A 20,130-nucleotide genomic window follows, 5' to 3' on the forward strand; every position below is an offset into this window, starting at 1 on the left:
GGGAGGTGTCCTTGACCAGGCTGATGAAGCTGTTGGAAAGCGGCGCGACGGCGGTGCGGGCGGCCTGGGGCAGGATCACCCGGCGCAAAGCCTGGCCGCGGCTCATGCCCAGCACGCTGGCGGCCTCCCACTGGCCCTTGTCGACGGCGGCGATGGCGCTGCGCAGGATCTCGCCGGCATAGGCCCCGATGTTGATCGAAAAGCCGATCCCGGCGGCCAGCAACGGCGGCAGCTGGATGCCCAACTGCGGCAGGCCGTAATAGATCAGGAACAGCTGCACCAGCAGCGGCGTGCCCCGGATCGCCGAGACATAGACGGCCGCCGGCCAGCGCAGCAGCGGGCTCCGCGACAATCGCATCAAGGCCAGGCCGAAACCGATCACCAGCCCCACGCCCATGCCGATCAGGCTGAGCAGCACGGTGTAGCCCGCGCCTTTGAGGAGGAGTGGTGCGGATTGGAGGACGAGGTCGAGGGGGTTCATCTAGGCGTGCCCCACCCAGACTGTCATCCCGGACGAAGCGAAGCGAAGATCCGGGACCGCCGGAAGCGCTGAGCTCAGGCGTCGGTCCCGGATCTGCGCGCTTCGCGCTTGTCCGGGATGACAACCCTGGGGGCGAAAGATCACTTCGTCACGTCCTGCCCGAACCACTTCACCGAGATCGCCGCCAGCTGGCCGTTGGCGCGCAGGGCGTCGATGGCCTGGTCGACGGTCACCTTCAGGGCCGGATCGCGCAGCATGGCCACGCCCATGCCCTGGCTGGCGAAGGGCGGGCCCGAGGCGATGAAGTCGGGCGAGGTCTTGACGAAGTCGGCGGCCACCAGGCGGTCGTTGAGCACCGCGTCGATGCGGCCGGCCTTCAGGTCCTGGTACTTGGTCGGGTCGTCGTCATAGGTGCGCACGACGGCGTTCGGGACGTTGGCCCGCAGCCAGCTTTCGTAATTGGTGCCCAGGCCCACGCCCACCTTCTTGCCCGCCAGGTCGGCCGGGGCGGCGATGCCGGTCTGGCCCTTGCGGACGATGATCTGGATGCCCGAGACCGTGTAGGGCCGCGAGAAGTCGTACTTGGCCGCCCGTTCGGGGGTGATGGTGATCTGGTTGATCACCACGTCGATGCGCTTGGATTCCAGCGCGCCCAGCAGGCCGGCGAAGGGCGAGGGGCTGAACTCGGCCTTGACCTTCATCTGGGCCGCCAGGGCCTTGGCGAAGTCGACCTCGAAGCCGGCCAACTGGCCGTCCTTGTCCTGGAAGTTGAACGGCGGATAGGTGCCTTCCAGCCCGATCCGCAGGGTCTTGGTCGCCTCGACCCGCTTGAGGCCGCTTTCGGGGACGTCGCCGGTCTTGCCGCCGCAGCCGGCCAGGGCGACCGCCGCGCCAAGACCCAGGGCGATCAGGAGTTCACGACGAGCGGGGAATCGCATGCGAGCCTCGGAAGACGAAATCATCGACGCATTTCTATACGCCCGGCGCGTCGCCGCCAGTGGCAAGCGTCGCGGCGGCCGCCGCTTGGGTCCACCTGACCGAGATTTAACCTGACGCCGAGGCCGCACTCTGGCCTCCTGCGACTTCGGGACGTTCATCGGGGGATTTCCATTGGCTCAGTTCGATCCGGTCGCCGCGACCGCCGCCTATCTGGCGCAACTGCCGCCCGAGGCGCACGCCAAGGCCACGGCCTACASCCAGGGCGGCCACTGGCTGCTGCTGTGGGGCTTCCTGGTTTCAGTGCTGGCGGCGTTCCTGATCGTGCGCAGCGGCGTGCTGGTGGGGCTGCGGCGACGCCTGGAGCGGCGCAAGTCCCGGCCGGTGCTGGTCAGCCTGGTGGTCGGCGTCGTCTATCTGCTGATCGACAGCCTGCTCGGCCTTCCGTGGTCGGCCTATGCCGGCTGGTGGCGGCAGAAGCAGTACGGCCTGACCAGCCAGGCCTTCACCGGCTGGCTGGGCGAAACGGCGATCAGCACGCTGATCTCCGCGGCGGCCTTCGGCCTGTTCCTGGTGGCGCTCTATGCCTTGATCCGCAAGGCGCCCCGCATCTGGTGGCTGTGGAGCGGCGGGCTGACGGCGGTGTTCATCACCCTCCTGATGGTGGTGTCGCCGATCTATATCGAGCCGATCTTCAACAACTACACGCCCGCGCCCGCCGGTCCCGTGCGCGACCAGGTCGTGGCCATGGCCAAGGCCAACGGCATCCCGGCCGACAAGATCTTCGTCTACAACGGCTCCAAGCAGTCCAACGCCTACACCGCCAATGTCTCGGGCCTGTTCGGCTCGGCGCGGGTGGCGATGAGCGACACCATGTTCAAGCAGGGCGCGGACCTGGCCGAGGTGCGCGGCGTGGTCGGCCACGAGATGGGCCACTACGCCCACCACCATGCGCTATGGATCGCGGGCGTGATGAGCCTGCTGGCGATCATCGCCTTCTTCCTGGTCGACCGCCTGTTCGCGCCGGTCTCGGCCCTGCTGGGCGCCGACACGGTCAAGGGCGTGGCCGACCCGGCCGGCCTGCCGGTGCTGAGCGTGATCCTGGCGGTGCTGTCGCTGCTGGGCACGCCCGTGACCAACAGCCTGATCCGCATCGCCGAAAGCGACGCCGACCGCTACAGCCTGGAGCATTTCAACGAGCCGGACGGCCTGTCCAAGGCCCTGGTCAAGACCATCGAATACCGCGCGGCGACGCCCAGCCGGCTCGAGGAGGTGCTGTTCTACGACCACCCGGCCGTGGGCAACCGCATCCGCCGGGCCATGGACTGGAAGGCGGCGCATCCGAAAGTGGAGGCGCCGGCGTTCGATACGGCCGCGGCCCGACGGGCATTCGCCGGCCAAGCCGTCGCTCTGCAGCGGACCTTGCCGGTGGGCACGGGCGACCTGGTCCTCAGGACCGACGGAACCTGGTTTCAGAGCCAGGACTTCGGCTCGAACCAGGGACGCTACGGCATCGAAGGCGACAAGCTGTGCCTGTTCGACGCCGGACCGCCCCGTTGTTACGTCATCGGCCGTTCGACGACGGGGTGGACGCTGGCGGGCGACGGGATGCCTGCGACGCCCGTCGTCTTCAGGGCGATCAAGTAGATCGGACCTACCGCTTGCGAACGAACACCGTCCCCGCCGAATAGCCCGCGCCGAAGCTGCAGATCAGGCCCGTCTCGCCGGCCGCGAAGTCGTCGTTGGCGGTGTGGAAGGCGATGATCGAGCCGGCCGAGCTGGTGTTGGCGTAGGTGTCCAGGATGATCACGTTCTCGCCGGGTTCGGGATCGCGACCCAACACCTTGCGACCGATCATCTCGTTCATGTTGATGTTGGCCTGGTGAAGCCACAGGCGCTTGAGGCCCGTCGGATCGACGCCGATGTCGCCGGCGTGCTCGACGATCATCTGGCTGACCATCGGCACCACCTCGCGGAACACCTTGCGGCCTTCCTGCACGAACAGCTTGTCGCGCGCGCCTTCGCCCTCGGGGGCGGTGCGGTTGAGGAAGCCGAAATTGTTGCGGATGTTGTTGGAGAACTCGGTCTTCAGCCGGGTGCCCAGGATCTCCCAGCCGCCGGTCGCCTGGCTTTCCTCTTCCAGGATCACGGCGGTGGCCACGTCGCCGAAGATGAAGTGGCTGTCGCGGTCGGTGAAGTTCAGGTGGCCCGAGCAGATCTCGGGATTGACCATCAGCACGGCCTTGGCGCTGCCGGTGGCGATGAAGTCGGCGGCGGTCTTGATGCCGAAGGTGGCCGAGGAGCAGGCGACGTTCATGTCGAAGGCGAAGCCCTCGATGCCCAGGGCCTGCTGCACCTCGATGGCCATGGCCGGATAGGCGCGCTGCATGTTCGAGGCCGCGCAGATCACAGCGCCGATCTCGGAGACGGGCTTGCCCCAGCGGGCGATGGCTTGCTTGGCGGCCTCGACGGCCATCTCGGCCAGGATCGAGATCTCGTCGTTGGACCGCTCGGGCAGGATCGGGCGCATGACCTCGGGGTCGATGATCCCGGCCTTGTCCATCACGTAGCGGGCCTTGATGCCCGAGGCCTTCTCGATGAATTCGGGCGAGGAGGGAGCCAGCGCCGTCACCTCGCCGGCGGCGATCGCCTCGGCGTTGGCGGCGTTGAAGCGCTCGACGTAAGCGTTGAAGGCTTCAACCAGCTCGGTGTTCGAAACGCTGAACGGCGGGGTGTAGAGCCCCGTGGCGACGATGACGGCTTTTGGCAAGGCGGCGGTCCCGGTGACGCTGGGCGCGGCCTCCCCCGAACAAGGTGGCGGGCGCGTCTCTGACTTTGTTGGCCGATCAATAGCACGCCTGACGCGGGCGTCACCTTTCCCCGCGCGGCATGAACGCCACACCCCGCCGCTTTCGATCCAGGCGTGGGAACGATCCGGCGCCGCCACAATCGCCACGGACGTGTCTTGGTCGACACGCAATGGCCCCAAACCGTCTCGCCACGGTCCAATCGCCGCCCAACGTCGAGGCTACTCAGGTCGGGTCGAGGCGCTCCCCCTGCCTCGCCAGTACCAGGAGTAAAACAATGAAAACGCTCATGTCGGCGGCCGCTCTGGCCGCCCTTTCGGTCGCCGCTATCCCCGCCCTGTCGCACGCTCAAGACGTCTACGGGACCCTCGGCTACGCCGGCTCTCGAGCCGAGGGCGCCGACACCGGCGCGGTGCAGGGCCGCCTGGGCGCCAAGCTGACCCCGCACTTCGGCGTCGAGGGCGAGCTGTCCGGCGGCGTCAAGGACGACAACATCGACACCAATGGCGTCCGCTCCAACATCGAGCAGACCCATCAGGCCGCGGTCTACGGCGTGGGCTTCCTGCCGGTGACCCCGAATATCGACCTGCTGGCCCGCGTCGGCTACGGCAACAGCCAGTTCAAGCAGACCGTGGCCGGGGTCGAGAACAAGTTCGACGCCGACAGCGTCAACTACGGCGTCGGCGCGCAGTACAAGGTCGACGACAAGAACGGCGTCCGCGTCGATTACACGCGTCAGCAATATCGCGACAACGACGCGGCCGACGCCAACGTGGTCTCGGTGGGCTACGCCCGGAAGTTCTAGCTTCCGACACCTCTGAAACGAAGGAAGCGCGCCTCCAGCCGGAGGTAGAACACCAGCAGCACCAGGCCGCCGATCAGGGGGATGAAGCCGATCAGCAGCCACCAGGCCGAGCGATTGGTGTCGTGCAGGCGACGGAAGGTGACAGCGATGCTGGGAATGAACATGCCCAGGAAGAACAGCGAGAACAGGCTGACCAGCGCCAGGCCCGCGCCGTTCAACTGTCCATAGCCGGCCGGCCCGAAATTGCCGGTCACGCCCAGCAGCACGAAATAGACGATCTCCACCAGGAAGATGAACAGGGCGAACAGCCAGAATTCCCGTCGCCGCGCGCGGCCTGTGAACTGGGCGTATTTCTTCAGGGGCTCGAACATCAGCGACATCTGAAACTCCTCAATCCGCCCGCTCGCTTGGCGGACGCCCGACCTTGGGCAGGAAAGGGCGGGACGTAAACATCCAAGATGTGACGACCCGCCCCGGGGCGGGATCGAAGCGCGCTCTTGACGCTGCACGCGCGGAGCGTGACGCTGGCGTCAAGATTTCCCGGGAGGAAACGTCGCTTTGGACAAGGCGCTGCTGATTCAACTGCTTGGCTCGGCCGTGGCCGTCAGCCTGCTGGTCGCCATCGCGGCGTGGGCGCGGATTCCGCGCGCGACCCCGCCGCTCGACGCCGAGGGCGCGGCGGCCCTGCTGGCCGTGGAGTTTCCGGACGATCGCGTCGACGCCCTGTGGATCGCCGACGACGGCGCGGGCCTGGTGGCGCGGTCGGGCGAGCGGGCCTTGGTCGCCTGGCGCAAGGGCGACGGCTACGTGGCCCGCGACATGCCGTGGACCGCCGCCCTGGCCGCCCGCGCCGACAAGGGCTTCCTCAAGCTGAAGACCGCCGACGGCGCGCCGCGCCTGGCCTTGAAGGACGGCGCCTGGCCGCCGCCCCAACTTGTTTCGTCCAAGTTCGTGTCCCGGGACGCCGCCGCATGAAGACCTTCGACCCCGTCCAGATGGCGATCCCGTTCTTCGTGCTGGCCGTGATCCTGGAGATCGTCCTGGCCCGGATGGGCAAGGCCAACGCCCGCTACGAGGCCAAGGACACCGCCATGTCCCTGTCCCTGGGCCTGGGCAGCAGCATCGCCGGCGCGATCCTCGGCGGGGCGATCTTCGCCGCGACCGTCTGGGTCTATCAGCACCGGATCTTCACGATCCCGATGACCGCCGTCTGGGCCTGGGTCGTCCTCTTCTTCGCCGAGGACCTGACCTATTACTGGTTCCACCGCCTGGCCCACGAGCGCCGGTTCTGGTGGGCCAGCCACGTGAACCACCACACCTCCACCCACTACAACCTGTCCACGGCCCTGCGGCAGACCTGGACCGGCGGGGTGGTCGGCACCTGGCTGCTGTGGCTGCCGCTGTCGTTCCTGGGCTTCCCGCCGGCCATGGTGGCGATCCAGAAGGGGATCAGCCTGATCTACCAGTTCTGGATCCACACCGAGGCGATCAAGCGCATGCCGCGCTGGTTCGAGGCGGTGTTCAACACCCCGTCGCACCACCGGGTGCACCACGCCCGCAACGCCCGCTATCTGGACGCCAACTACGCCGGCATCCTGATCGTCTGGGACCGGATGTTCGGCACCTTCATCCCCGAGGTCGACGAGGAGCCCTGCCGCTACGGCACGGTCAAGAACCTGGCCAGCTTCAACCTGTTCACCAACGTCTTTCACGAGTTCATCGGCATCGGGAAGGACGTGATCAGCCACCCCCGCCACGCCCTGGGCTACATCTTCGGCCCGCCCGGCTGGAGCCACGACGGCTCGAGGGACACCTCGCACACCCTGAAGGCCAAGTGGCGGGCGCGCACGGCGCGGGACGGAGACAAGGACGCGGAGATCCGAGCGGCGGAGTGAGCCTACCGCCGCTCGCGGCCCACCAGCCAGCAGGTCGCCGCCCAGGCCGAGCCGGCGGCCCAGCCGCCCAGGACGTCGTTGGTCCAGTGGACGCCGAGAAACACCCGGCTGAAGCCCACGGTGGCCGCCGTCGCCGCTCCCACGGCCAGGCCGAGGGCCCGCAACGCTGTCCCCTTGGCGCCCTGGGCGAACAGGATGCCCAGCRACAGGAAGGTGGCGGCCGACAGCAGGGCGTGGCCGCTGGGAAAGCTCTCGTTGACCGCCTCGGCGGCGCGGTACTCGGCCGGCGGCCGGCTGCGCTTGAACAGGTTCTTCAGCCCCTCGCTCAGCACCAGGGCGCCGGCGAACACGCCCGCGGTCAGCAGCGCCTCGCGGCGCTTGCCGGCGATGGCCAGGCCGCCCGCCGTCACGGCGGTCAGCCCGGCCAGGACGGTGATCCCGCCCAGGGCGCTGACCTCGGTCAGGCTCTCCTTGACCCATTTGGGTCCGACCGGCTGGGACGGATCGCCGCCGGTGCGCAGGGCCTTGAGGATCTTCCAGTCGGACGCCTGGCCGTCGGCCTCGTTCTGGTCGTCGGCGACGTCCTGGAAGACAGCCAGCGCCACGCCCAGGCCGAGCAGGGCGGCCAGGGCGAAGGTCTCGTTGCGGGGGTTCAGGGCGTGGCGGGCTTTGTGCATCCAGCGAGAATGTGCGCGGCCGACCGCCCGTTCCGTCGGCCGCGCCGTTCAGGCGTCAGTCGATCTTGACGAAGGGCGTCGCGCCGCCGGTCACCTTGGGCAGTTCGCCGTTCCATTTCTCGATGGCCAGCTGTTGCAGGATCTGCGGATTGGCGCGGATGGCCTCGCCCTTGATACGGATGGATTCGGCCTCGCCGCGCGCCTTGGCGATGGCGGCGTTGGCCAAGGCGATTTCCTTGGCTTCCAGCGCCTTGGCGGCCAGGGCTTCCTGCTCCAGCTGGGTCTTGTTCTGCATCTGCTGGATGATGGCGTCCGGATAGCGGATCGAGCCGATCCAATCCATTTGCGAGACCGTGACGCCGTGCTTGGCCCACTTGCCCGACACCCGGGCGAAGGCGCGCTGCATCACGGCCTGGCGGCCGCCGCTGTACAGCGTCTCGACCCCCACCTTCTCGGCCTCGGCCGCCACGGCCGAGCGCACGTCGTTGCGGATCGGGCCGTCCAGCAGCTGGTCGAACGACAGGCGGTAGGTCTGGTAGAGGTTGGGCGCCGAGGCGGGGTTCACCTGCAGGGTCACCGAGACGTCGGCCGTCATCGGCAGGCCGGTGTTGTCGGAGAAGGTGATCTCCTCGTTCTCGTTGCCGCGCTCGTCCTTCTCGCGCGTGTAGCTGTAGGTGCGCTGGATGACCGGATACTGGACGATGCGCTCGCCGATCCCGCGGAAGTACCAACGGGCGGGCAGGGGCYCGGGCGAGACGCCGGCGCCGGAACCCAGGGTCTTGATCTTCACGCCGGCGTTGCCGGGCTCGACCGTCGTGCTGTGCGAGGCGAGGCTGCACGACCCCAGCAGCAGGACGAACAGGCTGACGCCGCCGATGGCGAAGTTGCGCCCGGTCGCCTTCATCCTGGCGCGGGCCTTGGCCTTCGTCTGGAAGTCTTCGGTCATTCCCCGGTGTCCCCGTTGGTCGATTGTCGGATCTTGTTGATGTCTTTGAGCATGATCGTCGCCAGCTTGCCCAAGCCGACGACGCCCAGGGCGAAGGCGATGGGCGCGGCGATCAGGCCGATATCTGTGGCCGAACCCCAGAGCGGGCCGACGACGACGCGGATCAGGACGACGGCCAACGCCACCCAGCCGACAAGATAGGCCGCAGCCTTCGCGTAGATCATCTCGCCCTCCGCCGAGCCCCTGGCGGCGACGTGCGTCACCTCGGCCAGCGCCATGGTGGCAAGTCTGGCCAAGCTACGCACGTGAAACCTTCTCCACATCCACAGGATGGACCATCGCGGGGCCGACCGGCTCCAGGAGCTTGTTCCCATCGCTCCCGGTGTGTTTCCYCAAMGAATTCAAMGCCGAAAATCCACTTATCCTCCACTTCTCAGGCCGCCGCATAATCAGGGCGTCTCGAGGCGATGGGGAGGGCGCTAAGGCCTGCGACCTTCGCGGCCTCGGGATGCGGTCGAGCGGGAAGCGCTCGTCGGCGGCGGTTCCGAAAGGGGCCGCACCTCATCCATCCGGTGCCGGCCGGGCGTGGAACACAGATACGGCGTTGGATGGGGGCCGGTGAGACGACAGGCCTGCGGTGACGCAGGCGTTCCGGGACGGGCAACGCGAGCCCGGCCCGCCCGTCGGGGGCTGAGACTGGCGAGGTCCGAACAGGGCCGATCGCCGGGCGCTCCTGGATAACGGCTGCGCGGAGCGTCGGTCTGAGTCGAAACGGTATCTCTTCAAACAGCTTCCGGGCCCAGCCCGGCGCTCCGCATCTCTCCCCGAACTTCAGCGGACCGCCGCGTGAGGCGGCGAAGCTGCGTCCAGAGATCAGGGGCAGGCCCATGAGCCTGTCCAAGTCAGCCCCAGAGGAGACCTGAATGCCTCGATCCAGAACTCGCGCCCGGCTCCGGGCCGCCAGACTGGCCGACGATCCGTCAATCCACGACCCCGAAAAGACGGCGGGGCGGATGGGCCATTTTCACCGCAAGGTTTGGCATAGGTTCGCCAAGCTTGAAGACTATCACATGTGGTGCAACGGGCAGGCGGTCCACCCCGATCGCCGTACGCGACGACGGACGATTCTGGCGCGCATCAACAAGTGGTTCTTTGCCGCCCTCGCCGAGGAAACCCGGGCGCGCGGCGGCGTTTGAGGCGCCGCGCGGCCTCACGCGCACAGATCGCCCCACTTCTGATCCACGACGTCGCTGCCGTCGATCTCCTCGAGGGTCAGGTCGCCCTGCGACCAGACGAAGCGCTCGGCGCCGTCGAAGCTGTCCTGTTCCTCGACGATGTCGACCTCGCCGCAGACCGAGGGGATTTCGCCGTCCCAGTGGACGAAGAGCTTGCCGAAGTTGACGGCCTGGGCCTCGGGCAGCCGGCCGGTGACGGCGATGCGGGCGCCCTCGAGGGCCTCGGCGTCGTCGGTCCGGCGATCCACGGCCTCGGTACGGGTGTCGCGCAGGACGAAGGCGGCCAACCCCGCGCCGAGGCCGGCGAGGACCAGGGCCGCGACGGCGCCGACGATCAGGTGGGTGCGGGAGAGGTTCGCCATGTTGGAGGGGAGCCTAGCGGCTTCGCTCCTGGAAACCCACCCACACCAAGGCTGTCATCCCGGACGAACGCGCAGCGCGAAGATCCGGGACCGACGCCTGAGCGCAGGCGCTTCCGGCGGTCCCGGATCGGCGGCCCTGCGGGCCTTGTCCGGGATGACAACGATATTGAGTGGAAGGCGAGCCCTAATCCCGCAGCAGCGGCAAGCTCAACCCCATCGCCGGTCGCGCCGTCAGGATCTCGCGGCGGAAGCGGAACAGTTCGGCCGGGCGGCCGCCGGTGTCGGCGTCCTGGCGGCCCAGGCCCTCGACCAGGTCCTCGCGCTCGACCACGCGGCGGAAGTTCTGCTTGTGCAGCGGCACCCCGGCGATGGCCTCGACCGTGCGCTGCAGGGCCGAGAGGGTGAACTCGGCCGGCATCAGCTCGAACACCACGGGGCGGTACTTGATCTTGCCCCGGATGCGCGACAGGCCGGTGGCCAGGATGCGGCGGTGATCCGAGATCATCGGCTCGCCCAGGGCGGCCGACAGGGCGGCGGGTTCGGCCGGGTCGTGGCCCTCGGCCCGGGCCCGGTCGCGGGCGGCTTCCGGGGCCAGGCCGGCCTCGTAGAGCAGTTCGTAGCGCTCCAGAACCCGTTCCTCGTTCCACGGCGCGCCGTCCAGGGCGAAGGCCAGGCGGGCGCGAGACCATTGGCCGGCGTCCTCGCCCGCCCAGCGGCGCAGGGCGGGGGCGATGGCCTCGTCCAGCAGGGCCGGACGGCCGTGCCGCCAGTCCTCCCAGGGAAAAAAGGCCGACCAGGGCGCCCAGGCGGTGTCGGGAACCTGGGTCTCGACGGCGGTGGGGGTCAGGCCCAGATAGCCGACCGAAACGACGCGGGCCGCGCCAGCCCCCATCTCGGCGCGCGGCGCGTCGCGGCCCTCGTCGCCGAAGGTGTAGAGCTGTTCGACATAGCCCAGCTGGAAGCGGGTCTGCTGGGTGACGAAGGCCCGCAGGCCCAGCTCGAACGTGCGGTGGCCGGCCGGGTCGAACGACCCGAACGGCAGGCCGGGCAGGGGGCTGGCGACGTCGGTGACCGCGTCGTGCGGGCGGACGGTCAGGACCACCGCTTCGCCGTCGCGGATGGCGACCACGACCGCCGACAGGCCGATGACGACCGAGGGGACCGCCCCCCTTTGGTCCTTGGGGCCGGTCATTCGGTCTCGAACGCCTCGCCGGGCGCGGACTCGAAGCCCGCCGCCTTGGACAGCACATGGAAGCGCTGAACATAGCGGGCCTGGGCCTCGAACGGCGGCAGGGGCAGGATCCTCAGGTCGTAGCCGGGCGGCGGGGCGCCGAAAATCGCCAGGGACTCGGCGTGCTCGAACCCGGCCAGCTGGGTGGCCTCGAAGAAGGCGCAGGCCCGGTCGGCCTGCTTGATCAGTTTCTTGACCGCCGGCGGCGTCTTCACCGGCAGGCCGAAGCGGATGTGGATCGCGTCCTCCAGCCGGGCCTCGAAGTCCTTGTAGCTGACGCCCAAGGCCGCCTTGAACGGGCTGATCATGTCGCCGATCACATATTCGCTGGCGTCGTGCAGCAGGGCGGCCAGCCGCCATTTCGGCTCGAGGTCGGGCTTGATGTGGGTGGCGATCTCCTCGACCACCACGCTGTGCTGGGCCACCGAGAAGCCGTGTTCGCCGACGGTCTGGCCGTTCCAGCGCGCCACCCGGGCCAGGCCGTGGGCGATGTCCTCGATCTCGATGTCCATGGGCGAGGGATCCAGCAGGTCGAGCCTGCGTCCCGACAGCATCCGCTGCCACGCCCGGGGCGGAGTTTTATGCAGCCCTTTGGCCACGAGATCGTTCCTTACGGTGAAGGTGCAGGCCTTACCCCGTCTGGACTGGCCCATCGTTTGACAAAGATCAATGAGGGGACAGTCGTTGCCTGTGGAAATGCCTTCGCCGTTTTGAACGGCTTGACCGGGAGATCGATCATGAGCTGGGCGAGAATCATGGCGCCGCTGGCCGGCGGATCCGGCGACAGGGAGATCCTGGCCTCGGCCAGAGCGCTGGCCGAGGGCTTCGACGCCGAACTGGCCTGTGTTCACGCGCCGGCCGACATGGCCGACCTGATGCCGTGGATGGGCGAAGGCTTCATGGGCGGCGTGCAGGTCACGGCCCTGGAAAGCCTGAAGGAAGCCGCCGTCGAAGGCCATCATACGGTCGACAAGATGGTGGCCGAGCTGGGCTATGCCCGCTGCCGGACGATCAGCCTGGAATCGCCGGTCTGGGCCGGTCTGGCCATGGAGGGGCGGCTGTCGGACGTGATCGTCTTCGACTCAGCCGCCGCGCGCGGCAAGGGCCCGCTGGYCGAGTCGTTCCAGCAGATGATCGCCGACGAACAACGGCCCGTGGTGGTGGCGCGGCCGGGCCTGAAGGTCGGCGGAACGGTCATGGTCGCCTGGGACGGCGGCAAGGAGGCCAGCCGGGCCATGCGCACGTCGCTGCCGCTGCTGCAGAAGGCCGCCAAGGTGGTGGTGGCCGGCGCGCCGGGCGCCTCGTCGCGCAATTTCGACCTGGAGCGCCTGATCGCGTTCCTGACCGCGCGGGGGGTCAAGGCGACGCCCAAGGTGCTGGAAGGGACCGGCGGCGACGCTTCTGCGCTGCTGCTGGGCGCGGCCAAGGACGCCGGCGCCGACGTCCTGGTGGCCGGCGCCTTCGGTCACCCGCGCCTGCAGGAGTTCATCTTCGGCGGCACGACCCGAAGCCTGCTGAACAGCGACGGTCCCTCGCTGTTTCTGTCGCACTAGCTGTTGTTTTGGTGGAAGAAGGAGGACGTTCAATGTCCCTGTCACGCATCGTCATGCGCCTGGCCCGCAATCCCGGCACCGAGTTCGCGGGGGGCGACGACCACCGGGGCTACGCCCTGACCGCGCCGCTCACCGAGGACGGCTTGCTGGACTCGGCCGCCTACGCCAAGGCCAAGGACGTCTGCGTGGTGCGCCGCTTCGCCCCCGACGAGGATGCGGCCGACGGCCGCTTGAACCGTCGCGGCGAGCGCTGGTTTTTCGACTATGACGAGGATGTCGAGCTGGACGACGAGCCCGTGCATCGCCTGGGCCAGCACCGCTTCGCCCTGGGCGAATACGTCACCGTCACCGACGAGGACGGCCGTCCGCTGACCTACAAGGTGATGGAGGTGACGCCGGTCTAGCGGGGATCACCCCCCGACGTTGCGCCGGACCAGCGTCTTCATGTCCTCGAAAATGTCGTGATCGCTGCCGTCGCGGCCCTTGGCCTTGACCACCGCCACGGCCAGCGGGCCGCCCTTGGGGCCGCGGGCCTCATAGCCGACGACGCGATAGCCGCTGGTCGACTTGTCGCTGGCCAGGATCAGGGTGGCGCGCACGCCGTCGCCGCCCTTGCGCTGGCGAATCTGGGCCCCGTCGTCGGTGGCGTGGATTTCGGTGTCGCCCTCTTCAGGGCTGCTGGACTTGACGCTGACGTTCGAATTGCCGCCGCTGGTGCGCTCGGTGACGTGCTTGACCGTGTCGCCGTCGCGGACGGTGACGTTCTTGGCCACCCGGACCTCGGCGCCTTCGTCGTTGGCGTTGATGGACAGGCCGCCGATCTTGATGTCGGCGCCCTTGTCGTGGGCGTCGATCTTGATCCCCGGCAGGCTGATCTTGGCGCTCTCGCCGCGCGGCTTGCCGCCGGGGGGCGTCGGCGGGGACGGCGGCGACTTCATGCCGGGCATCAAGGTCTTCAGGTCGGCCTCGATCGGCGCGAGGGCGGCCTCGGCGTCGCCGCCGTTCAGCGCGACCAGGCTGAGGGTCACCTCGGCGTTCTGGCCGGCGTAGAGGCAGCTTTGGCCGTCGGCGGCGGCGCTGACCCGGGTCAGCTCGCCCTGCCGGTCGGGGCAGTCCAGCTTGCTGATCACCCGCAGCGGAGCGCGCTTGCCCGAGACCTTGTGGTCGTCGTGCGAGACTTCGACCTTGGGCGAGCAGGCGGCCAGGGCGATCAGCGCGGCCAAACTCGCGGCGGCGGCCGGCAGCGGCATATGGCGCATCAAAGGAATCTCCCGTTCGGCGCGAACGTGGTCTGGCGGCGTGTGGAAATCCAATGAAATCGCGGTAACGGCCGCTACTGACCCGGCCGGGCTCCCGAGCCCTCGCGACGGGCCAGGAAGGCCAGGCGCTCGAACAGGTGCACGTCCTGCTCGTTCTTCAGCAGAGCGCCGTGCAGCGGCGGGATCAGCTTGGTGGGATCCTTCTCGCGCAGGAAGGCCTCGTCGATGTCCTCGACCAGCAACAGTTTCAGCCAGTCCAGCAGCTCCGACGTCGAGGGCTTCTTCTTCAGGCCCGGCACCTTGCGCATGTCGTAGAAAATCCGCAGGGCCTCGGCGACCAGCTTCTGCTTGATGCCGGGGAAGTGCACATCGACGATCGCCTGCATCGTCGCCTCCTCCGGGAAGCGGATGTAGTGGAAGAAACAGCGACGCAGGAAGGCGTCCGGCAGCTCCTTCTCGTTGTTGGACGTGATGATGATGATCGGACGGACCTTGGCGGCGATCGTCTCGTTGGTCTCGTAGACGTAGAACTCGTTGCGATCGAGCTCCTGCAGCAGGTCGTTGGGAAACTCGATGTCGGCCTTGTCGATCTCGTCGATCAGCAGCACGGGGCGGACTGGGGCCTCGAAGGCCTCCCACAGCTTGCCCTTCTTGATGTAGTTGCGGACGTCCTTGACCCGCTCGTCGCCCAGTTGGCTGTCACGCAGGCGGGTCACCGCGTCGTACTCGTAGAGGCCCTGCTGGGCCTTGGTGGTCGACTTGATGTGCCAGGTCAGCAGGGGCGCGCCCATCGCCTTGGCCACTTCGTAGGCCAGGACCGTCTTGCCGGTGCCGGGCTCGCCCTTGATCAGCAGCGGCCGTTCCAGCGCCACGGCGGCGTTGACGGCGACCTTCAGGTCATCGGTTGCGACGTAGTCGGCGGTGCCTTCGAAGCGCGAGCTCATTCGGTTTCCTGACGGCGACTCCAGCGAGCCGCCTCGAACAGTTGTTCAAATCAGGGCTAACCTACAGACCAACGGTCAACCGGATCAAGACGGCTTGTGGTCAGGCTTCATCGTGAGGGTTCAGCAGCTCGGGCGGCGGCTTGCGATGGCGGCGTGCGACCGACGGCGGATCGCTGGCCGGAAAGCTGTCTTCCAGCCCTTCCTCCAGCTGGCTCTCGAGATCCTCATTCTGATCGTCGGCGTCGGGCTTGGCGTCGGACATGTCGGATCTCCTGTCGCCCGATCAATCTACGCGCCGGGTGATCAGCTTCAATACCGCGTGGCTCTTGGACGTCTCAGCTTTCCTTGGCGTAGCCGAGCACCTCGATGTCGTCGTCCGCCAACACGGTGGATTCGAAATCCGCGGCGCTGTCGTCTTCGTCCGAGACGGAGTCCTCCGGATCCACGTCGTCGCCGGCGATGGCGCTGAGCGGCTCGCGTTCGATGTCGAGGCCTTCGTCGTCGCGGCCGCCTTCGAGTTCGTCGTCGATCTCGTCGAGATCCTCGTCGTCGAGCAGGTGGTCGGTGTCGTCTTCGTCCTCGTCCGCGTCGCCTTCGGCCTGGGTGACGTCCAGGACGTCGTCCAACTCGTCGAAGTTGGCGATGTCCTCGCCGTCCTCGGTCAGGTTGGTCTCGTCCAGGGCTTCCGCGCTGTCCTGGGCGTCATAGTCGGTGTCGGTGGGCATGGCGGGCTCCCTGAAGCCGAGAAGCGAGAGGCGTCCCCTCGCGGTCCCGGATTCAACCCGTCGTTCGTGACGATTGTTCCGTCGATTTCAGCGGAAGCCTAAGCGAAGGGAAGGGCGTAGCCCTTGTCCAGCAACCGCTGGGCCATGCCCTCGCGTTGGGCCGGCCAGTCTTGCGCCAGCAAGCCCAGCCCGACCACGTCGGCCGGCGCGCCGTCCTTGATCACGTGGTGGCGGAACAGCGCCTCGCGCTGGAAGCCGTAGCGCTCGTGCAGCTTCCAGACGCTCTCGTTGGACAGCAGCACCTCGCACCAAAGCTTTTCGAAGCCCAGGGTCCCGAACACGTATTCGATCATCCAGAACTCGATATAGGAGCCCACGCCCAGGCCGCGCACCGAGGGGCTGGCCAGGTAGTAGGCCCAGGCGCAGCGGCGGTTACGAGTGTCGATGTCGGCGAGATTGGCCAGGCCCACCGGCTCGCCGTCGACCTCGATCACCCAGTAGCGTCGGCGGGCGTCGCCGGACATGCCATCGAACCAGCGATCGTGCTCGGCCTGACCGATCTTGTGGTCGGAATACATGAAGGCCGCGACTTCGGGACTGTTGCGCCAGTCCAGCAGCCGTTGACGGTCGGCCGGCGTCACGTCGCGCAGGACGACTGTGTGCGAGGCTTGCGGGGTCATAGGCGGCGATCTCCCCCCAGGGCGGTCAGGTCCGGCCGGCTTCGCACGAAGGCGCGTACGTCGTCGGACGTGAAGGCCGGCTTGGCGGCATAAAGCGCGTCATAGACGGCGCGGACGAAGTCCAGATCGTCGGGCCGATCGACCGTCCAGCGCACCTCGCCCTCGTCGGCGGCCTGCTCGAGCCCCTCGATCTGGAAGCGATTGGGGTGGCGGTAGAGGAACGGCGTGACGTGCTCGTGATCGTAGGGATCGGCGGTCTCGTCGGCGGCGATCTTCAGGGCCACGGATTCGAAGACCTCGACGTCCAGGCCCTTGGCGAAGCTGCGCCGGGCCGGGGTGTTGGACGTATAGTCGGCGCCCGAGTGCTGATGAAGCTTGAGGGTCTGGTCGATCAGGTCCGGATCGGCCAGGGGGCAATCGGCCGTGAGGCGCACGACGGTGCGGGCCGGTCCGAAGGCTTCGATCGCGCCGATATAGCGGGACAGAACGTTGTCTAGCGATCCGCGGAACACCGGCACGCCGGCGGCGATCAGACAGACGGCGAGCGGATCATCGCTGGCCTGGTCCGAGGTGGCGACCACGATCCGTTTCAGTCGGGTGGAGCGCTTGAGCCGCTCGATCTGCCTGAGAATCATCGGCGCCCCGGCCAGGTCGGCCAGCACCTTGCCGGGAAGCCGCGTCGACGACATGCGGGCTTGGAGTATGGCGAGCGGCATAGCTTACTCAGGGTTAAGGCGGAACTTGAAGCCCGAACAGCCACGTTCGTCTACCGACGAAATGCGGTTCCCTCGTGGCGAACCCCTGGGCGTCAACCGGTCGGGAAGCGTTCGCGCAGCGCCGCGCCGACTTGCTGCATGGTGGGCTTCCAGTCGTCGTAGTCGGGCGTGATGAAGCAGCGCGCCTGCGGATACCACGGATAGAAATCGGTCTGGCCCAGACGAGGCCAGGCCGCCGCGCCGCCCAGCATCCAGATCGGCGCGCCGCACGCGCCGGCCAGGTTGATCGTGGCGTTCGAGAAGCCCACCACCAGGTCCATGGCGCAGCACAGGGCCGCGACGTCGTCGAGATCCTGCTTCAGGTCGATGCMCGGCGGCTGCCAGACCTCGACCCCGAACTCCTTCTGGGCCAGGGCGATCTCTTCGCTGCAGTCGCCGTACTGGATGTTGACGAAGGTGACGCCCGGAGTCTCGAACACCGGCCGCCACAGCAGGAAGGGCGAAAACTGCCGGGCGCGTTCGCCGTCCAGCTTGAGGCTCTTCCACAGCACGCCGACCTTGGGTCCCTTGGGCGCGTCTTCCAGCATTCGCCGCCAATGCTCGACCCGGTCGGGGTCGGCGACCAGGAAGCCGGGGCGTTTCGGGAAAGAGGCGATGGACGGCCGGAAGAGCTCCAGAAGCGCGCCCATGGGCGCCCAGACGTCGATGCCGCTCCAGTCTTCGATGAAGGGCGCGCCGCGATAGACCCGGCCTTCGAAGGCAATCGTCCGGTGGGCGGTGATGTTCACCTGGGGAAACGAACGCTCGAAGAGGGGGATCAGCCGACGTTCGACCGCCAGCGACAGCTTGCCGTCGGGGCCCAGGGCCTCGATGACGTCCGGCAGCAGGTTGGAGAACATCACCTCGTCGCCCAGGCCCTGTTCGGCGCAGATCATCAGGTGCTTGCCCGCCAGGGCCTGACCGGGTTCCCAACGCGGAGCGCTGATGCTGAACCGGGGAGCCTCCAGTAGATCCTGGGAGAACCGGGCTTCGTAGGCCTTCCAGCCTTCCTCGATCCGGCCCAGCGCCAGCAGGGCGGTGGCGCGGCCGAATTTCATGGTCGCCAGCTCTTCAGGCACCGTGGTGTAGGAGATCGCCAGATCGCCGTCGGCCAGGGCGCCCTCGACGTCGCCCAGGTCGAGCTTGGCGTAGGCGCGGTTGTGGTAGCCCTTGCCGTAGGTCGGCTCCAGTCGGATCGTTTCGTCGAGGAAGGTGATGGCCGCCCGTGCGTCGCCCATGCTGCACATCACCGTGCCCAGGGTGTTCCAGAGCAGCGGCACTTCGGGATTTTGATGGATCGCGGGCCGCAGGATCGAGATGGCGTCTTCATTGCGGTTCAGGTCGCGAAGGGCGCTGGCCAGGTTGTTGGTGGCCTCCAGATCGTCGGGGCGGAGTTCGAGGTAGTGGATGAAGAACTTCGCGGCGATCTCGGGCATGTCCATGCGGAGCGCGAGGCGTCCGAGATCGCCGGCCGCGGCCGCGTGGACGGGCAGCAGTTTCAGCGCAGCCTCGTAACAGTGCATCGAGTTGGCGAAGTCGCCGATCTTCTCGCGAGCGATGGCCAGGGCGTGCCAGGCCAGGCCCATCTGATCGTCGAGCTCCAGGGCCTTGAGCGCCAACTTCTCGCCTTCAACGAAATCGGCTTCCTGGAAAGCTCGGATCGCGCGATTAAGAAGCGTCGCGGCCTCCTCGTTGCGGAGTTCGCGAGCGTCGCGGGTCAGGCTGGCCAGGGCCGTCGCCGAGGCCGCGTCGCCGGCGATCGAGTCCTTGAACCCCACCTGGACGGCCTGAACGACGGACTCTTGAGCCGCGATCATGGCGCTGGTCGAGATCTGGGACGCGATGTTGCGGGACATCAATTGAGGCCTTGGCGATTGGAGAGAGTCATCCTCTGAGGCAGTATGCTCTGGGGCAGTATGCTTAATTGAGTCCTAAGCTGCGGCTCACGGTCGCAGGCCTGGCAAGGAGACGTTAACCGCCTCCGCCTAGCTTCTGCTCCGAACCGTCATTCAGGCGGCCGGGGCGACACAGCAATGCAAGAGGGAGCGGCCTAGTGCCATTGAAGCTGTCGCTGAAACCCGGCGAGAAATTCGTGCTTAACGGCGCGGTGGTCCAGAACGGCGACCGCCGCGGCGTGTTGGTGCTTCAGAACAAGGCCTCGGTGCTGCGTGAGAAGGACATCATGCAGCCCGACGAGGCCACGACGCCGGCGCGGCGGATCTATTTCCCGGTCATGATGATGTACCTGGACGAGATCAACGCCGAGCGTCAGTACGAGGAATTCGCCACCCGCCTGACCGAATTCATGGGCGTGGTGCGCAATCCCGACGTGCTGAGCGACTGCATCGCCATCTCCAAGCACGTGATGGCGCGCGAACACTACAAGGCGCTCATGCTGAGCCGTAAGCTCATCGAATACGAAGATCAGAGGTTGGGGCATGTCTCTTAGGGCCTATCAGCAGACGGCGACGCGCACCGAAAATCCGCGCGAGATGGAATACCGTCTGTTCGGTCAGGTGACGCGGGCTCTCATGACGGCGTCAGAAGCCCCGGCCGACGACATCGCCACGCGCATCGACGCGCTCGACTGGAACCGGCGCGTTTGGTCGGCCCTGGCGACCGACTGTTCGCTGCCGGAGAACACCCTGCCGGTGCAACTGCGCGCCAGCATCATCTCGCTCAGCCTGTGGGTCGGCCGCCACTCCAGCGCGGTGATGCGCAAAGAAGAGAATTTCGAGCCGCTGATCGAGATCAACCGCATGATCATGCAAGGCCTGGCGGGACGCGCCGACGGGGTCTGACCCCGGTGGAGGAGGGCGCCTAGGCCCCTCCGGCAAAC

25 protein-coding genes and 1 pseudogene are annotated in these 20,130 nt (G+C 67.6%); 9 read left to right on the forward strand and 17 right to left on the reverse strand.

The window, feature by feature from the left end; translation table 11 throughout:
* Window positions 1-481 (reverse strand): ABC transporter permease subunit (locus AC1DZ6_RS02010; RefSeq protein ID WP_477095517.1); only part of this gene is annotated, 481 nt, incomplete at its 3' end.
* 140 nt (window positions 482-621) lie between these two features.
* Window positions 622-1,419: a cystine ABC transporter substrate-binding protein gene (gene tcyJ, locus AC1DZ6_RS02015; protein ID WP_477095518.1), complete on the reverse strand. Its 798-nt coding sequence runs from the start codon at window positions 1,417-1,419 to the stop codon at window positions 622-624.
* A 172-nt stretch (window positions 1,420-1,591) separates the two neighbouring features.
* On the opposite strand from tcyJ, the gene AC1DZ6_RS02020 reads away from it, so the two are divergent.
* Window positions 1,592-3,064, forward strand: a complete 1,473-nt coding sequence (locus AC1DZ6_RS02020; protein WP_477095519.1) for a M48 family metallopeptidase — start codon at window positions 1,592-1,594, stop codon at window positions 3,062-3,064.
* Window positions 3,065-3,071: 7 nt separating this feature from the next.
* On the opposite strand, the gene AC1DZ6_RS02025 is transcribed toward AC1DZ6_RS02020, so the two are convergent.
* A complete protein-coding gene (locus AC1DZ6_RS02025) occupies window positions 3,072-4,187 on the reverse strand; it encodes a beta-ketoacyl-ACP synthase III (RefSeq protein WP_477095520.1) in 1,116 nt (371 codons plus the stop codon).
* A gap of 314 nt (window positions 4,188-4,501) precedes the next feature.
* Here AC1DZ6_RS02025 and AC1DZ6_RS02030 point away from each other — a divergent pair, with 314 nt between their 5' ends.
* Window positions 4,502-5,029 (forward strand): porin family protein, encoded by a 528-nt coding sequence (locus AC1DZ6_RS02030; protein WP_477095521.1) that lies wholly within the window; start codon window positions 4,502-4,504, stop codon window positions 5,027-5,029.
* On the opposite strand, the gene AC1DZ6_RS02035 is transcribed toward AC1DZ6_RS02030, so the two are convergent.
* Window positions 5,026-5,409, reverse strand: coding sequence for a DUF805 domain-containing protein (locus tag AC1DZ6_RS02035; RefSeq protein WP_477095522.1), 384 nt, complete (start codon window positions 5,407-5,409; stop codon window positions 5,026-5,028). The genes AC1DZ6_RS02030 and AC1DZ6_RS02035 overlap by 4 nt on opposite strands.
* Window positions 5,410-5,587: 178 nt before the next feature.
* On the opposite strand from AC1DZ6_RS02035, the gene AC1DZ6_RS02040 reads away from it, so the two are divergent.
* Both AC1DZ6_RS02040 and AC1DZ6_RS02045 read left to right on the forward strand, forming a co-directional pair.
* Window positions 5,588-6,004, forward strand: coding sequence for a hypothetical protein (locus tag AC1DZ6_RS02040; RefSeq protein WP_477095523.1), 417 nt, complete (start codon window positions 5,588-5,590; stop codon window positions 6,002-6,004).
* Window positions 6,001-6,924 (forward strand): sterol desaturase family protein, encoded by a 924-nt coding sequence (locus AC1DZ6_RS02045; protein ID WP_477095524.1) that lies wholly within the window; start codon window positions 6,001-6,003, stop codon window positions 6,922-6,924. Before AC1DZ6_RS02040 ends, AC1DZ6_RS02045 begins: the two co-directional genes overlap by 4 nt.
* Before the next feature lie 2 nt (window positions 6,925-6,926).
* On the opposite strand, the gene AC1DZ6_RS02050 is transcribed toward AC1DZ6_RS02045, so the two are convergent.
* Genes AC1DZ6_RS02050 through AC1DZ6_RS02060 form a run of 3 tightly spaced genes read right to left on the reverse strand, consistent with a single transcriptional unit; the run spans window position 6,927 to window position 8,825 of the window.
* Window positions 6,927-7,601 carry a phosphatase PAP2 family protein gene (locus tag AC1DZ6_RS02050; protein WP_477095525.1) on the reverse strand — a complete coding sequence of 225 codons (675 nt, stop codon included), beginning with the start codon at window positions 7,599-7,601 and terminating at the stop codon, window positions 6,927-6,929.
* Between the two features lie 55 nt (window positions 7,602-7,656).
* Complete coding sequence (locus AC1DZ6_RS02055) at window positions 7,657-8,505, reverse strand: SPFH domain-containing protein (protein ID WP_477095547.1); 849 nt, start codon at window positions 8,503-8,505, stop codon at window positions 7,657-7,659.
* Between the two features lie 38 nt (window positions 8,506-8,543).
* The gene (locus AC1DZ6_RS02060) at window positions 8,544-8,825 is read right to left on the reverse strand and encodes a hypothetical protein (protein WP_477095526.1); all 282 of its coding nucleotides are present in this window, start codon (window positions 8,823-8,825) and stop codon (window positions 8,544-8,546) included.
* 645 nt (window positions 8,826-9,470) lie between these two features.
* Here AC1DZ6_RS02060 and AC1DZ6_RS02065 point away from each other — a divergent pair.
* Window positions 9,471-9,743 carry a hypothetical protein gene (locus AC1DZ6_RS02065; protein ID WP_477095527.1) on the forward strand — a complete coding sequence of 91 codons (273 nt, stop codon included), beginning with the start codon at window positions 9,471-9,473 and terminating at the stop codon, window positions 9,741-9,743.
* A 14-nt stretch (window positions 9,744-9,757) separates the two neighbouring features.
* Here AC1DZ6_RS02065 and AC1DZ6_RS02070 read toward each other — a convergent pair whose 3' ends face one another.
* The 3 genes and pseudogenes from AC1DZ6_RS02070 to AC1DZ6_RS02080 form a co-directional block, all read right to left on the reverse strand.
* On the reverse strand, window positions 9,758-10,144 hold the full coding sequence (locus AC1DZ6_RS02070) for a hypothetical protein (RefSeq protein ID WP_477095528.1): 387 nt from the start codon (window positions 10,142-10,144) through the stop codon (window positions 9,758-9,760).
* Window positions 10,145-10,328: 184 nt separating this feature from the next.
* Window positions 10,329-11,394: pseudogene (locus AC1DZ6_RS02075) on the reverse strand (NUDIX hydrolase).
* Window positions 11,333-11,974 (reverse strand): YfbR-like 5'-deoxynucleotidase, encoded by a 642-nt coding sequence (locus AC1DZ6_RS02080; RefSeq protein ID WP_477095529.1) that lies wholly within the window; start codon window positions 11,972-11,974, stop codon window positions 11,333-11,335. Before AC1DZ6_RS02080 ends, AC1DZ6_RS02075 begins: the two are co-directional and overlap by 62 nt.
* Before the next feature lie 138 nt (window positions 11,975-12,112).
* Here AC1DZ6_RS02080 and AC1DZ6_RS02085 point away from each other — a divergent pair, with 138 nt between their 5' ends.
* Window positions 12,113-12,928 carry a universal stress protein gene (locus AC1DZ6_RS02085; RefSeq protein ID WP_477095530.1) on the forward strand — a complete coding sequence of 272 codons (816 nt, stop codon included), beginning with the start codon at window positions 12,113-12,115 and terminating at the stop codon, window positions 12,926-12,928.
* 32 nt (window positions 12,929-12,960) lie between these two features.
* Entirely contained in the window at window positions 12,961-13,332 is a 372-nt protein-coding gene (locus AC1DZ6_RS02090; protein ID WP_477095531.1) for a hypothetical protein, read from the forward strand.
* A 6-nt stretch (window positions 13,333-13,338) separates the two neighbouring features.
* Here the strand turns inward: AC1DZ6_RS02090 and AC1DZ6_RS02095 are convergent, their stop codons facing one another.
* From AC1DZ6_RS02095 to AC1DZ6_RS02125, 7 genes are all read right to left on the reverse strand, one after another.
* A complete protein-coding gene (locus AC1DZ6_RS02095; protein ID WP_477095532.1) occupies window positions 13,339-14,187 on the reverse strand; it encodes a hypothetical protein in 849 nt (282 codons plus the stop codon).
* Window positions 14,188-14,261: 74 nt separating this feature from the next.
* Window positions 14,262-15,131, reverse strand: coding sequence for an AAA family ATPase (locus AC1DZ6_RS02100; protein ID WP_477095533.1), 870 nt, complete (start codon window positions 15,129-15,131; stop codon window positions 14,262-14,264).
* Between the two features lie 100 nt (window positions 15,132-15,231).
* Window positions 15,232-15,393 (reverse strand): hypothetical protein, encoded by a 162-nt coding sequence (locus AC1DZ6_RS02105; protein WP_477095534.1) that lies wholly within the window; start codon window positions 15,391-15,393, stop codon window positions 15,232-15,234.
* A 73-nt stretch (window positions 15,394-15,466) separates the two neighbouring features.
* Entirely contained in the window at window positions 15,467-15,856 is a 390-nt protein-coding gene (locus tag AC1DZ6_RS02110) for a primosomal protein (protein ID WP_477095535.1), read from the reverse strand.
* A 98-nt stretch (window positions 15,857-15,954) separates the two neighbouring features.
* Complete coding sequence (pseH, locus tag AC1DZ6_RS02115; protein WP_477095536.1) at window positions 15,955-16,536, reverse strand: UDP-4-amino-4,6-dideoxy-N-acetyl-beta-L-altrosamine N-acetyltransferase; 582 nt, start codon at window positions 16,534-16,536, stop codon at window positions 15,955-15,957.
* Complete coding sequence (locus tag AC1DZ6_RS02120) at window positions 16,533-17,252, reverse strand: cytidylyltransferase domain-containing protein (protein WP_477095537.1); 720 nt, start codon at window positions 17,250-17,252, stop codon at window positions 16,533-16,535. The genes pseH and AC1DZ6_RS02120 overlap by 4 nt, the downstream gene beginning before the upstream one ends.
* Window positions 17,253-17,344: 92 nt before the next feature.
* Window positions 17,345-19,147: a tetratricopeptide repeat protein gene (locus tag AC1DZ6_RS02125; RefSeq protein ID WP_477095538.1), complete on the reverse strand. Its 1,803-nt coding sequence runs from the start codon at window positions 19,145-19,147 to the stop codon at window positions 17,345-17,347.
* 197 nt (window positions 19,148-19,344) lie between these two features.
* Here AC1DZ6_RS02125 and flbT point away from each other — a divergent pair, with 197 nt between their 5' ends.
* Entirely contained in the window at window positions 19,345-19,740 is a 396-nt protein-coding gene (gene flbT, locus AC1DZ6_RS02130) for a flagellar biosynthesis repressor FlbT (RefSeq protein ID WP_477095539.1), read from the forward strand.
* The gene (gene flaF, locus AC1DZ6_RS02135) at window positions 19,730-20,092 is read left to right on the forward strand and encodes a flagellar biosynthesis regulator FlaF (RefSeq protein WP_477095540.1); all 363 of its coding nucleotides are present in this window, start codon (window positions 19,730-19,732) and stop codon (window positions 20,090-20,092) included. The genes flbT and flaF overlap by 11 nt, the downstream gene beginning before the upstream one ends.
* Window positions 20,093-20,130: the final 38 nt, after the last annotated feature.

The sequence above is a fragment of the Caulobacter sp. P1_B12_2 genome, assembly GCF_056406675.1.